The 15,298-nt window shown below is 71.0% G+C and carries 15 protein-coding genes; 5 read left to right on the forward strand and 10 right to left on the reverse strand.

The features are described from left to right. The first annotated feature begins 61 nt into the window (after positions 1–61). Positions 62–412 carry an STAS domain-containing protein gene (locus ACWEV0_RS09730; protein ID WP_453147982.1) on the forward strand — a complete coding sequence of 117 codons (351 nt, stop codon included), beginning with the start codon at positions 62–64 and terminating at the stop codon, positions 410–412. 128 nt (positions 413–540) lie between these two features. Continuing rightward, positions 541–1,110, forward strand: a complete 570-nt coding sequence (locus ACWEV0_RS09735; RefSeq protein ID WP_453147984.1) for a hemerythrin domain-containing protein — start codon at positions 541–543, stop codon at positions 1,108–1,110. Between the two features lie 166 nt (positions 1,111–1,276). On the opposite strand, the gene ACWEV0_RS09740 is transcribed toward ACWEV0_RS09735, so the two are convergent. Continuing rightward, positions 1,277–2,377 carry a glutamate--cysteine ligase 2 gene (locus ACWEV0_RS09740; RefSeq protein ID WP_453147986.1) on the reverse strand — a complete coding sequence of 367 codons (1,101 nt, stop codon included), beginning with the start codon at positions 2,375–2,377 and terminating at the stop codon, positions 1,277–1,279. Positions 2,378–2,815: 438 nt separating this feature from the next. On the opposite strand from ACWEV0_RS09740, the gene ACWEV0_RS09745 reads away from it, so the two are divergent. The 3 genes from ACWEV0_RS09745 to ACWEV0_RS09755 all read left to right on the forward strand — a co-directional run bounded on the left by ACWEV0_RS09745 (position 2,816) and on the right by ACWEV0_RS09755 (position 5,931). After that, positions 2,816–3,289, forward strand: coding sequence for a hemerythrin domain-containing protein (locus ACWEV0_RS09745; protein ID WP_453147988.1), 474 nt, complete (start codon positions 2,816–2,818; stop codon positions 3,287–3,289). A 171-nt stretch (positions 3,290–3,460) separates the two neighbouring features. Beyond that, positions 3,461–3,631 (forward strand): hypothetical protein, encoded by a 171-nt coding sequence (locus ACWEV0_RS09750; protein WP_453147989.1) that lies wholly within the window; start codon positions 3,461–3,463, stop codon positions 3,629–3,631. Between the two features lie 44 nt (positions 3,632–3,675). Next, the gene (locus ACWEV0_RS09755) at positions 3,676–5,931 is read left to right on the forward strand and encodes a catalase (RefSeq protein ID WP_453147991.1); all 2,256 of its coding nucleotides are present in this window, start codon (positions 3,676–3,678) and stop codon (positions 5,929–5,931) included. A gap of 262 nt (positions 5,932–6,193) precedes the next feature. On the opposite strand, the gene ACWEV0_RS09760 is transcribed toward ACWEV0_RS09755, so the two are convergent. From ACWEV0_RS09760 to ACWEV0_RS09800, 9 genes are all read right to left on the reverse strand, one after another. Continuing rightward, entirely contained in the window at positions 6,194–6,820 is a 627-nt protein-coding gene (locus ACWEV0_RS09760; RefSeq protein WP_453147993.1) for a hypothetical protein, read from the reverse strand. Positions 6,821–6,969: 149 nt separating this feature from the next. Next, positions 6,970–7,332 carry a DUF1304 domain-containing protein gene (locus ACWEV0_RS09765; RefSeq protein ID WP_453147995.1) on the reverse strand — a complete coding sequence of 121 codons (363 nt, stop codon included), beginning with the start codon at positions 7,330–7,332 and terminating at the stop codon, positions 6,970–6,972. Between the two features lie 90 nt (positions 7,333–7,422). After that, positions 7,423–8,589 carry an aldose epimerase family protein gene (locus ACWEV0_RS09770; RefSeq protein ID WP_453147997.1) on the reverse strand — a complete coding sequence of 389 codons (1,167 nt, stop codon included), beginning with the start codon at positions 8,587–8,589 and terminating at the stop codon, positions 7,423–7,425. A 128-nt stretch (positions 8,590–8,717) separates the two neighbouring features. After that, positions 8,718–10,193: a non-reducing end alpha-L-arabinofuranosidase family hydrolase gene (locus ACWEV0_RS09775; RefSeq protein ID WP_453147999.1), complete on the reverse strand. Its 1,476-nt coding sequence runs from the start codon at positions 10,191–10,193 to the stop codon at positions 8,718–8,720. Then, the gene (locus ACWEV0_RS09780) at positions 10,193–10,936 is read right to left on the reverse strand and encodes a cupin domain-containing protein (protein ID WP_453148130.1); all 744 of its coding nucleotides are present in this window, start codon (positions 10,934–10,936) and stop codon (positions 10,193–10,195) included. The genes ACWEV0_RS09775 and ACWEV0_RS09780 overlap by 1 nt, the downstream gene beginning before the upstream one ends. Beyond that, on the reverse strand, positions 10,933–11,793 hold the full coding sequence (locus tag ACWEV0_RS09785; RefSeq protein WP_453148001.1) for a DUF6807 domain-containing protein: 861 nt from the start codon (positions 11,791–11,793) through the stop codon (positions 10,933–10,935). Before ACWEV0_RS09785 ends, ACWEV0_RS09780 begins: the two co-directional genes overlap by 4 nt. Then, a complete protein-coding gene (locus tag ACWEV0_RS09790; protein WP_453148003.1) occupies positions 11,790–12,836 on the reverse strand; it encodes a Gfo/Idh/MocA family protein in 1,047 nt (348 codons plus the stop codon). Before ACWEV0_RS09790 ends, ACWEV0_RS09785 begins: the two co-directional genes overlap by 4 nt. Beyond that, positions 12,833–13,873 (reverse strand): endo-1,4-beta-xylanase, encoded by a 1,041-nt coding sequence (locus ACWEV0_RS09795; protein WP_453148005.1) that lies wholly within the window; start codon positions 13,871–13,873, stop codon positions 12,833–12,835. Before ACWEV0_RS09795 ends, ACWEV0_RS09790 begins: the two co-directional genes overlap by 4 nt. A 26-nt stretch (positions 13,874–13,899) precedes the next feature. Continuing rightward, positions 13,900–15,294, reverse strand: coding sequence for a glycoside hydrolase family 30 protein (locus ACWEV0_RS09800; protein WP_453148007.1), 1,395 nt, complete (start codon positions 15,292–15,294; stop codon positions 13,900–13,902). Positions 15,295–15,298 lie beyond the last annotated feature (4 nt).

A 15,298-nucleotide genomic window follows, 5' to 3' on the forward strand; every position in this document is an offset into this window, starting at 1 on the left:
TGCGCCGTAGGCTGGTAAGGGGCGCCGGGGGGAAGCCGCCCCCGGAGTGAGGAGGCGCGTCATGACATCCGGCGAGGAGCGCACATCCCACGACGCGGCCGGACGTCGTGTCCCCGACATGTACGTCCTGAGGGTGAGCGGCGACATGGACCTGGATCACTCGGCCGAGTTGCGGTCCTCGTTCCTCACCGCGGTCGCGGAGGCGCCGCGCGGTACGGAAATAGTCTTCGACCTGCAGAATTCGTCGTTCTGCGACTCCACCGGTCTGAACGTCCTGCTGGCCGCCAGAGAGCTGGCGCTGGAATCGGGGCACGGCATCACGCTCGCCGCCCCCAGCCACCAGATGGTGCGGCTGCTGGAGATCACGGGTTCGGTCGAGCTCTTCGGCTTCCGTCCCGCCGTGCCCACGTGAGGCACCGCGCGGTGCCTCTTCGGCGCCTCCGGCCGGGACGCTCCGGGCGGGGGTCGGGGGTTTAGCGCCGTCGTCGCGGGCGAGACGCAGAGGACGAGTACGTAATCGTCCGACCCGGAGGAGACGTCATGAGCAGCATGACGACCGGCCCGCAGCACACGGTCGAGCAGGAGGACGACATTCTGGAGCAGCTGCTGGGGCAGCACGAGCGGATCCGGCAGCTCTTCGCCGAGACCATGGACTCCGACGGTGAGGCCAAGAAGCAGTGCTTCGACGAGCTGCGCGGGCTGCTGGCCGTGCACGAGACCGCCGAGGAGATGATCCTGCGGCCCGTGGCGAAGCGGGTCGCCGGCAAGTACGAGGCGGACGCCCGCAACGAGGAGGAGGCCCAGGCCAACAAGGAGCTGGCCGCGCTGGAGGACCTCGACGTGCACAGCGCCGAGTTCGACGCGAAGCTGGCGAAGTTCCAGCGGGACGTCGAGCACCACGCGCAGCACGAGGAGCGGGAGGAGTTCCCGCAGATACGCGCGGCGTGCGACATCGACGAGCGCCGTTCGATGGGCCGCAGGCTGCGCGCCGCCGAGCGCATGGCCCCGACCCACCCGCACCCCACGGCAGCCGGTTCGACGGTCGCCCAGTGGACGATGGGCCCCTTCGCCTCGCTCCTCGACCGCGCCAAGGACGCCATGCGGGGCTGAGCGTCATCCCGGGCCGCGGCAGGTCGCTCGGGAGGCGCCAGTGCTGTGGCCTATGGCTGCGGGGCTCACCCCGCCGGGCCTGTCCGGCTGCCCCCGGCCGGACAGGCCCGTCCCATGGGGGGCGCAGTGGTGGGTGCCTTGGCAGGCGTGGGGCCGGCAGGCGGGTCTAGGCCGTCTCGGCCGTCGTGATGCGGGCGCAGGCGCGGACGACCTCGTCCAGGGCCAGTCCCCCGGCGTGCAGGGCGCGCTGGCGGTCCGCGCCGCTGCCGCGCTCCAGGTGGGCGGCGACGCCCTGGCGGGCGCGTTCGAGGTCGCCCGTGGCTCGCAGCGCGTCCTCGGTGTGCCGCAGCAGCGCGGCGAACGCCGCCTCGGCCGACGCCGGTCGCATCGTCACCGGGTCGAGCAGCGGGCCGCGCAGTCCCGAACGCGCGCCGCGCCAGGAGGCGAGTCGCAGCAGCCCCGTGGGGACCTCGGGCGCCGGCTCGCCGTGACGCCAGTCGCGGGCGGCGGTCTCCACCAGGGCGCGGGCGAGGGCGGCCACGAGCACGGTGGTGTCGGGCTCCAGGCAGACGTCGGCGACCCGGATCTCGACGGTGGGGTAGCTGTGCGAGAGACGGGCGTCGAAGTAGACCATGCCCGCGTCGCGCAGCACCCCCGTCGCCAGCATGTCCTCGACCCGCCGGTGGTACTGCGCCGGGTCGCCGAACGGCTCGTACGGTCCGGCGGACGGCCAGCGATTCCACACCTGGCTCCGGTAGCTGCTGTATCCGGTGTCCCGTCCCTGCCAGTAGGGCGAGTTCCCGCTGAGCGCGTTCAGCAGGGCCAGCCAGGGCCGGATCCGGTCGAGGACACCGACTCCCTCGGCGTCGGACTCCACCGACACGTGGACGTGGCAGCCGCAGGTCAGCTGCTCCCACGACGTGAGCGCGAACTGCTCGGTCATCCACTGGTAGCGCGGTCCCGCGGTGACCGAGGGCTCCACCGGGAGCGGCGAGGTAGCCAGGGCGGCGACGAGCACGCCGGCCGGCTCGGCGCACGCGCGCGCCTCGCCCCGCCACCGGACGATCTCCTCGCGCAGCTCCGCCATGTCCTGGAGGGGGCGGGTGGCGAACTCCAGCTGCTCCTGGTTGAGTTCCTTGGTGAAGACACGGGCCGCCCCGTTGTCCCGCAGGGCGGCCGAGGTGAGGACCGCGGCGGACACGGCCAGCGGTTCGCCCGTCCGCGCGTCGACCAGCAGCAGCTCCTCCTCGACTCCTGTGGTGCGCATAGCCCGTCCTGCCCGTGCTGTCCCGTGCCCGTGTTCCCGTACGCCGCCGGCGCCGCCCCGTACGCCCGGATGCCGCCCCGCCGCTGGCGCCGGTCGGCCGCCTGACGGGCGCGTACCCCGGTGCGCCCCCGGTATCCGGACACGGTGGGGCCACCGGCACGGGCCGGCCGGTGGCCCGGTCGACTCAGTGCGTCTCCTTCTGCCCGGGAGGAGTTCCGCCGCCCTCGCCCCTGGGGGTTGCTCATGGTGGCCTCCTGCCGTGCGACGGACGCTTCGGCAGGCGTGTGACCGGTCCGGGCGGTTTCATTCGCCCCGGGCGGCACGGGTGGCGACGGCTGAGCGGTCGCGGACGGGGCACTCGCCGGGGCGGACCGGCGGCGGACGCCGTCGGGCGGTCGCCGCACGGGCGGCCGCGCACCCGGCGAGGAGGAGTGCCTCATGGACGGCATCGTGCTGCTCCGCGAAGACCACAAGGCCGTGGAGAAGCTGTTCAAGGAGTTCGAGCGGGCGGGCGACGACGCCCAGGAGCGCAAGCGGAAGATCGCGGACGACGTCATCCGGGAGCTCACCGCGCACGCCTGGATCGAGGAGCAGGTGTTCTACCCGGCGGCGCGCCAGGCTGCGCCCGACACCAAGGACCACGTCCTGGAGAGCGTCGAGGAGCACCACGCCGTGCTGTGGATGCTGTCGGAACTCGCCGGGCTCGACCCGGCCGACGAGCGCTTCGACGCCAAGATGACGGTGCTCACGGAGAACGTCCGGCACCACGTCGAGGAGGAGGAGCGCGACTGGTTCCCCGAGGTGCGCAAGGCCATGGGCCGCAAGCAGCTGGTCGCGCTCGGCGAGCGGATGGCCGAGGAGCGGCACAACGCGCCCGACAGCCCGCTGGAGGTACCGAGCGCGGACTCCTAGGAGTCGCGTTCCACCCGGGCCCCGGCACTCGCCGGGGCGCGGCTGGTTCTTTACAGAAGTGGTGGGAAACGGGAGGAAAGCTTTCAAACATGACTCAGCGAAGCGATTCCGGGTAGCAGCAGCACGATGCCCGGGCCGCACGGCCGGGCTCGACCCGAGGAGATGGCCGCGATGGACACGCGGATCGGCAGGGGGACCGACACCCACAGCACCGACGACATCAGCTGGCACGACACCACGCTGTCGACCTGCCGGCCCGCCGTCGCCACCCGGAAACAGCGCTCCCCCGACGAGCGGGACGACTCCGAGCAGGAACGGAACATCTTCCGCGGCGAGGACTGACCGGGCGACCGCCGTCCGGACGCGGCACCGGAAGGGAGATCCTCATGACCGCCACCCCGGACCCGCACGAGCGGGCGGAACAACAGGCGGAACAGCACCCCGAAGAGCGGGCGGAAGAGCGGGCGGTGCGAGACCGGCAGGAGCCCACCGAGCCGCACGGTCCGCCGCCGCCCCCGCCCGACCAGAGCGGCCCGGAGACGGTCGGGCCCACCGGGCAGGCGACGGGCGAGGGCCCGGCCCGGTCGGCCCAGAGCGGCGCCTATCTGACCAGCGCGCAGGGCACCCGGCAGTACGAGAGCGACCACTCGCTCAAGGCCGGCCCGCGCGGTCCGACGCTGCTCCAGGACCACCAACTGCGCGAGAAGATCACCCACTTCGACCACGAGCGCATCCCGGAGCGGGTGGTGCACGCGCGCGGGGCCGCCGCCCACGGGGTGTTCCGCAGCTACGGGACGGCGAGCCGGATCACCCGGGCCGCCTTCCTCGCCGAGGACGTGGAGACCCCGGTCTTCGTGCGGTTCTCCACCGTGCTCGGCTCCCGCGGCTCGGCCGACACCGTACGGGACACACGCGGGTTCGCGACCAAGTTCTACACCGACGAGGGGACCTTCGACCTCGTCGGCAACAACATCCCCGTCTTCTTCATCCAGGACGCGGTGAAGTTCCCCGACGTCGTGCACGCGGCCAAGCCGGAGCCGGACCGGGAGATCCCACAGGCTCAGAGCGCGCACGACACCTTCTGGGACTTCGTCAGCCTGCACACCGAGGCCACCCACCACACCCTGTGGAACATGTCCGACCGGGGCATTCCCCGGTCCTTCCGGATGATGGAGGGCTTCGGCGTCCACACCTTCCGGCTGGTGGCCGGGGACGGCGGGACGACCCTGGTGAAGTTCCACTGGAAGCCGCGGCTCGGCGTGCACTCCCTGGTGTGGGAGGAGGCGCAGATCATCGGCGGCATGGATCCCGACTTCCACCGGCGGGACCTGCACGACGCCATCGAGGCCGGGGCGTTCCCGCAGTGGGAACTCGGCGTCCAGGTCTTCCCCGACACTCCCGAGCAGACGTTCCAGGGCATCGACCTGCTCGACCCGACGAAGATCGTGCCGGAGGAGTGGGCGCCGGTCGAACCGGTCGGACTGCTCACCCTCGACGCCAACCCCAAGAACTTCTTCGCCGAGACGGAACAGGTCGCCTTCCACCCGGGTCACCTCGTGCCCGGCATCGACGTCACGGACGACCCGCTGCTCGCCGGGCGCCTCTTCTCGTACCTCGACACGCAGATCAGCCGGCTCGGCGGCCCCAACTTCGCCCAACTGCCGGTGAACCGCCCGCACGCCCCCGTCAACGACATGCTGCGCGACGGCATGCACCAGACGGCCGTGCACACCGGCGTCGCGCCCTACCGGCCCAACTCCCTCGACGGCGGCTGCCCGTTCCTGGCCGGCGCCGACACCGGCGCCTTCATCGAGAGCCCCGTCGGGCTGCCCGCCTCCCGCAAGCAGCGCGAGGCACCGGCGTCCTTCTCCGACCACTTCGGGCAGCCCCGGCTGTTCTGGCTGAGCATGACGCCGACCGAACGCGAGCACATCATCGCCGCGTACACCTTCGAGCTGGGCAAGTGCCACGAACAGAGCGTCAGGGAAAGGGCCTTGGCCGTCCTCGCCAACATCGATCCGGTGCTCTGCGAGGGCGTCGCCGCCGGGCTCGGCCTGCCGATCCCACCGGCGACGGTGCCCTTCGCCGACGTGTCGCCCAGCCCCGCGCTGTCCCAACTGGGCCGCAGCTGGCCGCTGGACGGACGGGTCGTCGGAATCGTGGCCGATGCCGACGGGGACCCCGCCGACGTGCGGGTGCTCCTCGACGCCGTTCGGGACGCCGGCTGCGTCGGCCTCGTGACGACCGCGGCCGGCGGCACGCTCGGCGACCCGGCCGACCCGATCCCCGTCGACCGGACCTTCGCCACCGCACGCTCCACGGAGTTCGACGCCCTGCTCGTGACCGCCTGCCCGCCGCCCGGTCTCGACGCGACGGGGGTACGCGACGCCAAGGCCGGCCACCTGATCGACGACACCCGGTTCCTCGTCGACCCGCGCGTGACGCGCCTGCTCGACGAGGCGTACCGGCACGGCAAGGCCCTCGGCCTCACCCGCAGGGCGTCTCCCGCCCTGGCCGCCGCCCGCATCCCGGCCGACGCCCCCGGGATCCTCGTCGCGGACGACCCACGGGACCTGTGGGCCCGGCTCGCCGAGCTACTCGGCGAGCACCGTGTCTGGCAGCGCTTCCCCGCCTCCGTCTGAGCGGCCGGCCGATCCACCGACCGCCGGGCCGACCGACAGGCCGACCGACGGGCGTGTGCGGGCCCGAACCGGGTCCGGACACGGCCGCGCCGCCGCCCGGAGGGGGGAAGGCCGGGCGACGGCTCTCTCGGGTGCGCACACCCACAGGCGCGTATGCCCCGCATGGGCAGTCCTACGCACCCCCCGCGCCGCCGCGCGACGCCTGCGGGCCTGCGGACCTACGGCCGGAGCCCGAACCCGGCCGCCGGTCCGACGGACGTCGTCAGACGCTCCAGATCTCCTTCATCGTGTCCACTTCACCCTTGGCGTTCAGCGTGATCTCGTAGATGTTGCCGAAGCAGCCGTAGGGCGCCTCCACCTTGGGGTAGTCGTTGGTCGGAGCCCCGATCTCCTCGGCGAGGCAGCGGTCGACGTGCAGCGACAGCTGCTCGTGGTCGACCTGCTTCCACTGGCCGGGGCCGGCAGCCAGGGCCAGGTACGCCTTGACGTTCTCGGGAAGGACGTAGTGCTTCGTCGGGTCTTCCTTGTCGGCGCCGTAGATCCAGTCGTTCGGCGTGCAGTGGGGCTTGGCCTCCGCGGCCTCGAAGCCGCTGGAGTCACGCATCAGCTGGACCTTCACCTTCAGGTGCCCTGCGGGCAGCGTCGGCGGCTTGCCGCAGTCCCCGCCCTTTCCGTCGCCGTCGACGTCATCGGCCGGGCCGCCGCTTCCGGCCTCGCCGGAGTCCGGCGCCTTGGACGCACCGGCCGACGGGGCGGTCGACGGCGACGCGCTGCTGCCGGAACCTCCCGTGACGCCTGCGGCGTCGGACTCCTCCGGACCGCAGGCGGCGACGCCGCTCAGCGCGGCGAGAAGTGCGATCGCACCGAGAACACGGCGAGTTGAGGCCATTCTTCCATTCCCCCGAATGTGAGAGTACGTGACGTGATCATGATTGATCGACGGAGCTTTCTACCTCACGGAGATGTTGAAAGGCCAATCGACGAGGCGAGGGCGGCGGGGTCACGCTCGCGGTACCCTGCTCGGTTCGCCGGCATCGCTCAGCGGGCGAGCAGCACCAGTGCCAGACCGATCAGCGCCGGAACGGTCTGCACGAAGAGGATCTTCCTGCTGGCCGTGGCGGCACCGTAGGCGCCGGCCACGGCCACGCACACGAGGAAGAACACCTTCGCCTGGAAGCCCACCGGGTCGGACGCCACCACACCCCACACCAGCCCCGCGGCTAGGAAGCCGTTGTACAGCCCTTGATTCGCCGCGAGCGCCTTCGTCTCGGAGGCGAACGCCACACTGGTCCCGAACGCGGCCCGGGCCCGGGGACCGGTCCACAAGAACATCTCCAGGACCAGGATGTAGACGTGGAGCACGGCGATGAGCAGTACCACGACGTTAGCGGTGATCGACATGGACATCAGTCTCACACAGGACATCCGCGCCCCACTCGTCCACCGGCACGCCGACGCACAGCGCCCGCCTGGCCTCCTGGCGCTCCCGGGTCAGCGGGTGGCGAAGGAGTGGACGGTCGTCGAGCGGTAGGTCTGCCCCGGGCGGAGCACCGTCGACGGGAAGGACGGCTGGTTGGGTGAGTCGGGGAAGTGCTGGGTCTCCAGGCAGAAGCCGTCACCCTGGCGGTAGACCTTCCCCGAGGTGCCCGCCAGCGTGGCGTTGAGGAAGTTGCCGCTGTAGAACTGCACGCCCGGCTCGGTGGTCGCGATCTCCATCACGCGGCCGTGGACGGGCTCCGTGACGGTCACGACATGCCGCGGGGTGTCGGTGATCCCCTTGTCGAGCACGAAGTTGTGGTCGTAGCCGCGGCCGAAGACGACCTGCGGGTGCGCGGCCCGGATGTCCCGGCCGATGGGCTTGCCGCTGCGGAAGTCGAAGGGGGTGTGCGCGACCTTGGCGAGTTCACCGGTCGGTATGAGGGTGGAGTCGACGGGGGTGTAGCGGGAAGCGGCGATCCTCAGGGTGTGGTCGAGGATGCTGCCGCTGCCTTCGCCCGCGAGGTTGAAGTACGTGTGGTTGGTGAGGTTCACGACGGTGGCCTTGTCCGTCGTGGCCTCGTACTGGATGCGGAAGTCGCCGCGCGGGGTGAGGACGTAGTCGACCCGGACGCGCAGGGTGCCGGGGTATCCCATCTCGCCGTCCGCGCTGACGTAGCGCAGGGTGAGGCCGGTGTCCCGGCCTCGCTCGTACGGCTCGACGTCCCACACCCGCTTGTCGAAGCCCTTGTCCCCGCCGTGCAGGCTGTTCGGGTCGTCGTTGACGGGCAGTCGGTACGTTCTGCCGTCGAGCGTGAAGGTGCCGCGCGCGATGCGGTTGCCGTAGCGGCCGATGATCGCGCCGAAGTACGGGCTGCTCGCCACGTAGTCGTCGAGGTTGTCGAAGCCCAGCGACACGTTCGCGTACCGGCCACGTCGGTCGGGAAGTTCCAGGGACTGGACGATGCCGCCGTACGACAGCACGCGCAGCCGGGTGCCTCCCGCGGCCACCGTCCAGCGGTGGACGTGTGTGCCGTCGGGCAGCGTCCCGAACAGCTCCTTCGCCGGCTTACCCGCCGGTCGTTCCGTGGCTCCGGAGGCGAACGCCGGGGCCGTCCCCACAGCCGCTGCCGCCACTCCGGCGGCGCCCGCCGCCATCACCGTACGCCTGTTGATCGTCATGTCGTTGTAGCTCCTCAAATAGAAGGTCGGATGTTCCGGCGCACGTTCGAAGTCGCGGCCGTGGCGGGCCCGGTTGTCCGCCGAGCCCGCCACGCCCCCCGTCCGGGGCCGGACCGGGTGTCGCGTCGTCAGCGCTGCAGCGTCAGCAGACCAGGCCGGTAGGGCCACAGGCCGTAGTCGCCGCCGGAGTTGGGATCGCGGCCCTGGTAGAGGAACCGCAGGTTGCAGGGGTCGACGGTCATGGTCTGGTCGGCACTGGCGCGGATGAGCTCGCCGTGGCTGATGTCGTTGGTCCAGGTGGCGCCGCTGTTGGCCTTGCCGGCGAAGGGGTTGCTCTCGGTCGCGGCCTGCGGTGTCCACGCGCCGTTGAGGCTGGTGGCCGTGAACGAGCGGAAGTACCGGCCCTGTGAGCCGCTCGCCTCGACGATCATGAGGTAGCGGTCCTGGCCCTGGAGTTTGTAGACCTGCGGGGCCTCGAACAGGTTGTTCGTCGTGTCACTCATGATCACGGTCGAGGTCGCGCCGAAACTGCCCGGGAAGTTCCCGATCGGCATGCTGGCCCGGTAGATCTTGCCGTTGTCGCCGGCGAAGAACAGGTACATGTTCGTGCCGTCGCCGATGAGCGTCTGGTCGATGGGCCCGGTGCCCGAGTCGCCGATGCTTCCGGAGAAGAGCTCCTGCTCGGCCGACCAGCCGTTCGGGTTGGTCGGATCGGTCGAGGTCCGGTACGAGAAGGCGGTCCTGCCCCACTGGTAGGCGAGCACCCAGATGTTCTTCGGCGCGAAGTAGAAGAGTGTGGGCGCGACGGCGGAGTTCGCCATCGTGTTCTGGCCGGCCGAGGCCATCTGCGACCAGTCGGTGAAGGGGCTGAAGCTCATCGAACCCCAGCCGGCTCCCGTCCCGGCGGCGCCGTGCGTCGTCGCGTAGACGAGGTTCCCGCCGTTGTAGGGGACGACGGTGAAGTCCTTGAGCGAGGCCCATCCGGACTTCGGCTGCGCCAGCGCGCCCGTCGACGACCAGCGGTACGTCGACGGAAGCGCGCACGTGCCGGGGGTGCCGCCGCCGACCTTCACGAGCTGCCACTGCTGGTTGGCGCCACCCCAGTCGTCGTACTGGACGATGTTCGCGCCGTCGGCGGTGGAGGCGCCCTGCACTTCGAGGGCCTTGCCGCTGTGGCGCGCGATGAGCCGCACGTAGCCGTCCGAGCTGTCGGCCAGCCGCCACTGCTGGTTGGTGCCGTTCACGTCGGCCCACTGGACGATCGGGGCACCGTTGGCGGTGGACCCGTTCTGGACGTCCAGCACCTTGCCGGAGTGGCGGGACCTGACGCGGAAGTAGCCGCCGCCGGAGTCGACGAACTGCCACTGCTGCTGGTTCTGGTCGTTCCTGGTCCACTGGGTGATGCGCGCCCCGTCGTTGGTCGCCAGGTTGTAGACGTCCAGGGCCTTGCCGCTGTTGCGGTTGACCAGCACGTACCAGGCGTTGGTGTCCACCGTCGCCGCGCTGGCCGGCGGGGCGCTGAAGAAGGTGGCCAGGAGCAGGACGGGCGCAAGGACGGCGAGCAACCGTTTCAGCGGGATCGGTGAGCGATTTCGCAACCGCATCAGACGTGCTCCTTCGGGTTGTGGGGGTGCGATGGACCCGACGGACCGCCGGGCGGCCGCGTCGGGGAGTCGGGTACGGGATAGGTGTGGAGCCGGCCGCACATGCCGAAGACCTGGTGCTCCGGGCGCTGGAGTCGTGACACTTCGCCCTGGCCGAGGTGGGAGAGGTCTCCGGCCTTCAGCGCTTCCAGGTGACGGCCGGTCGTGACGGCCGCCGCCAGCGGGCCGTCACGCCAGCGGATCCGCCAGGCGTCGAAGAGGTCGCTCTTCAGGCGGTGGGCCGCGGCGTGGAACTCCCGCAGCCCGCCTTCGCGCAGGGCCAGGAATCCGTCGAGTGCCAGGTCGCGGCGGCGGCGCGCCGCCGTGGCGGGGTCGCCGGTCAGGGCGGCCGCCGCCTGGTAGGCGTGCGGATCGGCCAGCACGGGAGCGGGGAAGGTGAAGACGGCGTCTCCTGCCTCGGGGAGACCGCCGTTCTGCATGAGCACCACGAGGCGCAGGCCGCCGGCGTTGACGAGGCGGTGAATCGTGCCGGGGGTGAACCAGACGACGTCGCCCGGGTGCAGCGGGGTCTCGGCGAAGCCGGAACCGGTGAGGGTCTGCACGCTGCCCTCGCCGCCGATGACGACATAGGCTTCGGAGCAGACGAGGTGCATGTGGGGCGTTCCCCCGCACAGCCCGTCGGCGGCCTCCCAGTCGTACACGGTCAGGCCGGAGATGCCCACGCCGCCGGGGAGCGGGGTCACCACGGGTGTTCCGTGACATGCCTGGACAGGCGTGCGAGGGTCCACGCGCCGTCGGCCACGACGATGCGGTAGCGGCGCGACAGGGTGTCGCCGGGGGCCAGCGGCAGTTCCTCGTCGAACGCCAGGGACGGGTTGACGGCGGGGATGGGCTCACTGCGGACGAACCAGTGGCAGGGGGCGTCCGGATCGTCCAGGAACAGGAGCGTGGAGGAGCGGTCGACCTCGTCGTGCCGGCCGATGAAGGCCAGCCAGTCGCCCTTCTCGCCCATCGCGGGGCCGATCACCTGGCCGCCGGTGAAGTCGCGCGGGCCGCGCCAGAAGAGGCCGGAGTATCCGGCGAGTTCTCTGCCCTGGGTGCCCGGGCTGCCGAACACCAGCGGGGCGTCGTGTACGTTGGTCAGGGCTGTGGTGATCTCCAGGGTCCAGGAGTCGGCCTCGACGTCACGTGCGGTGAGCGTGCGGCGCTCGTCGATCCAGTGCTCCCCCGCCATCGTGTGCCAGGCCAGGTCCTCGGTGATCACGGCGCGGCCGTGGCCCGTTCCGGCGGACAGGGTGAGGCTGCGCATCGTGCCGAGGTTCGGCAGGTCGACGTAGCCCTGGCCGCGCAGGTAGGTGCCGCCGCCCCAGAAGTTCTGCCCCGACACCCATGACGCCGTCATCTGGACGCCCTTGTGCCAGCGGTGGTCGTGCGGCCGGTACCCGGTGACCACGTCGCCGGCGAGCGTGCGCACCGGATGCAGGTAGGGCTTCGGCGCCTCGAAGGGGTCCATGACCGGCCGGTGCACGTACCGGAAGAGGTCGACGTCGCGGGCCCGGACGATCAGCGAGTCCTCGTTCTCCAGGAGTTCGAACGTCATCGGAACACCTCCGGGCGTCCCCCGTCGAGTGAGCCGTAGAACGGGTCGGCCGCGTCGATCTCCCCGCGCCGGACCGGCAGGCCGGTGATCGCGGCCTTGTACAGGGCGGTGACCAGTTCCATGGTGGATCTGCCGAGGTCGGGCCGGATACCGGCCTCGTAGCCGTCCAGGAAGTCGGCGAGCTGGGCGGTGTGCGAGCTGGGCAGGTCGTCGGGCGGCTCCCACTTCGCGTCGGACGACCCGGCGGTGAACGTCCAGTCCGCGTTGGAGTAGCCGTACAGATGCCGCAGCTCGACCGTGGCGTCGGTCAGGTCGAACCGAAGATAGCTCTCCTCGCGTGGGGAGAGGACGCTGTTGACGACCGTCGCGATGGCCCCGTTCTCGAACCGGACCAGGGCCGCGGACACGTCCTCGGTCTGGACGGCGCGGTCGAGGCGACCGGCCATCGCGCGTACCTCGGCCCATGCGCCGAGCACCTGGAGCAGCAGGTCCATCTGGTGGATGCCGTGGCCCAGCGTCGGGCCACCGCCCTCGCTGCGCCAGGTGCCGCGCCAGGGCACCTCGTAGTAGGTGTCGTCGCGGTACCACGCCGTGACGCACTGCGCGACCAGGGGACGGCCCAGGGTCCCGGCCGCGATCCGGTCGCGCAGGTACCTGGCCCCCGAGCCGTACCTGTGCTGGAACACCGCGCCCGCGACGGCGGGACCTTCGGCTGCCTGGATCCGGTCGAGCTCGGCCAGCGACAGGGCCACCGGCTTCTCGCACCACACCCACGCCCCCGACTCCAGGCAGGTCACGGCCTGTTCGGCGTGCAGGTACGGCGGCGTGCACAGGTGCACGATGTCCGGGCGCTGCTCGTCGAGCATCGTGCGCAGATCGGTGTAGACCGCAGGGATGCCGTGCTCGGCCGCGAACGCCTCGGCGCGCGCGGCGTCCACGTCGACGGCCGCCACGATCTCGGCCCGGTGCGCCTGGGCCCGGACGGCGGGAACGTGGCAGATGCCGGCGATCCCGCCCGCTCCGACGATCGCCGTTCTGATCATCCGCCCAGCACCTTCCTGATCGCGTGGTACGCGGGCTTGGGCGCCAGGTTCTCGTCGTAGGGCAGTGCGGCGCCCTCACCGGGGAAGACCGCGGGGATCCACGAGTACCTGTCCGTGTAGTCCCAGATGGTGACGCCGACGCACTTCTCTACCTCCAGGCAGGCCTTGACGTAGTCGGCGTACCAGGTGGCCTGGGTGGCGAGCGACGACGGGGTCGCCGGGAGGTTCATCCGGATGTCGAGCTCGGTGACCGCGACCTCGACCCCGAGGTCGGCGAAGCGCTGCATGTTCTGCCGTACGCCGGCGGGGAAGCCGTACTGGAGCGCCAGATGTCCCTGGATGCCGAAGCCCTGCACCGGGACTCCGTCGGCCTTCAGCTGCTTGATCAGGGTGTAGTAGGCGTCGCTCTTGGGGCCGATCCCGTCGACGTTGTAGTCGTTGAGGTACAGCTTGGCGTGCGGGTCGGTCTCGTGGGCCCAGCGCAGGGCGTCGGCGATGTAGCCCGGGCCGAGCGTCTTGTAGAAGAGCGTCTCGCGGTAGGTGCCGTCCTCGTTGAAGGCCTCGTTGACGACGTCCCAGTGGATGACCCGGCCCTTGAAGTGCCGGACCTCCGTCTGGATGTGGTTCTTGAGGACGGCGCGCAGTTCGTCGGCGGTCCAACTGCGCTCGGTGAGCCAGGCGGGGAGCTGGTTGTGCCAGACGAGGGTGTGGCCGCGGACCTTCTGGTGGTGGGCCTTGGCGAAGGCCATGACCTGTTCGGCGGCGGTGAAGTCGAAGACGCCCCGCCTGGGCTCCGTGGTCTCCCACTTCATGGCGTTGCCGGGGGTGGTCTGCCCGAACTCGCTGCCGAGGAGCTTCAGATAGGCGGCGTCGGTGAACTCGGGGTTGTCGGTCGCGGAGCCGAAGTACTTGTGGTGCCTCGCGGCCAGTTCGGCGAGCGTCCTGGGGCGGGGCTCGGCGGTCGCGGGTGCGGCGGCGAGGCCGGCCGCGAGGCAGACGGCGGCGGACAGGGCGACGAGATGCCGGGACACGGGCATGGATGACTCCTCGGGTGCGGGGCGGATCAGTCGAGGACGATGGTGGTCAGCGCGCGCGGGGCGAGCGTCGCGGTGAGGGTCGTACCGTGCGTGGCGACGATGCCGGCCGGAGTGATCGAGCGGGTCTCGTCGGTGACGTAGGCGTCGGGGTGCCGGTCGTACCCGCCGCGGAGAGCGAACTCGGCGGACTTCTCGGTGGTCGCGGTGTTGAGGATCTCGATCACACGGCGCCCGTCGGTGTTGCGGAAGGCGGTGATGCGCAGTGCCGGGTCGGCGTTCGTGACCGGGACGCGGACGGCGCCGGGGCGGATGAACCGGCTGAAGGCGGCCAGTGCCCAGTACCGCTTGGACACCCGGTAGGCGTCACCGGGATTGGCGAGCTGGATGAGTCCCCGGGTCGCGCCGAGGGACGCGCCGGTCCAGTAGACGTAGGCGTTGGCGTTGCCGACGGTCAGGGTGTTCTGGATGTCGGCCGCGACGGCGAGACCGTCGTATCCGCTGCCGTCGTCCCAGTGCTCGTTCCAGGTGGTGCCGTCCGGTGACCATTCCGACATCCACACGTGTCTGCCGGTCGGCTGCGGGACCGTGGTCGGACCGCTGTAGCGGTGGCCGGTGATGGTCCGCACGGCCTTGCCGGCCGCGGGGTCCGCCTCGATGGCCTCGGTGTAGGCGACCTGCCGGTCCCAGCCGGCGGCGTCGCAGCAGACCAGCCCCGTCTTCAGTCCGGACGCGCGCACGGTCGGCCCGAGCACCTTGAGGAAGTCGACGGCCTGCTTCGGGGTGAAGCGCATCGAGGCGTAGGTCGCCGTCCAGTCGGGTTCGTTGGTGAACCCCAGGTCGGTGATCCTGACGCCTTCCCGCTGGTAGAACTTGGCGTACTGGACGAGGTAGTTCGCGTAGGCCTGACGCCATTCGGGCAGGAGCTCGCCGCCGTCGTTCTCGCTGCCGTTGGTCTTCATGAAGGCCGGTGCGCTCCAGGCGTCGGCGAAGAACCGTTCGACGCCGTACGCCTTGGCCTCCTTGGCCAGCCATACCTGGCCGCCGTCCCAGCCGTCCCAGACGTACTTCGGAACGGCGTCCGGGCCGCCGGGATCGGCCGGCAGGATCGTCGGCATGTGGTCGTAGACCCTGTCGGTCGACGACCCGATGCCGAGGCGCAGGATCGAGAGCCCCGCACCCTTCTCCTTGCTGAGCAGCAGGTCGAGCACCTCGCGCCGCTTGGCGGGGCTGAGGCCGCGCGCGCCGTGGAGCAGGTCGGCCCGCTGGAAGGCCATCGAGAAGCCGAATCCGTCGATGGACTGGAGCTCGGCGCGGAAGTCGACGGTGGGGCGGGCGGGGTCGGCGGCGGGGGGTGACGGATCGGCGACGGCCTGTGATGTTAGCGCTAACAATATTGCCGTCAGTGCGATCAGGCGTTTCACGGGG

The organism is Streptomyces sp. NPDC003943, assembly GCF_053605265.1.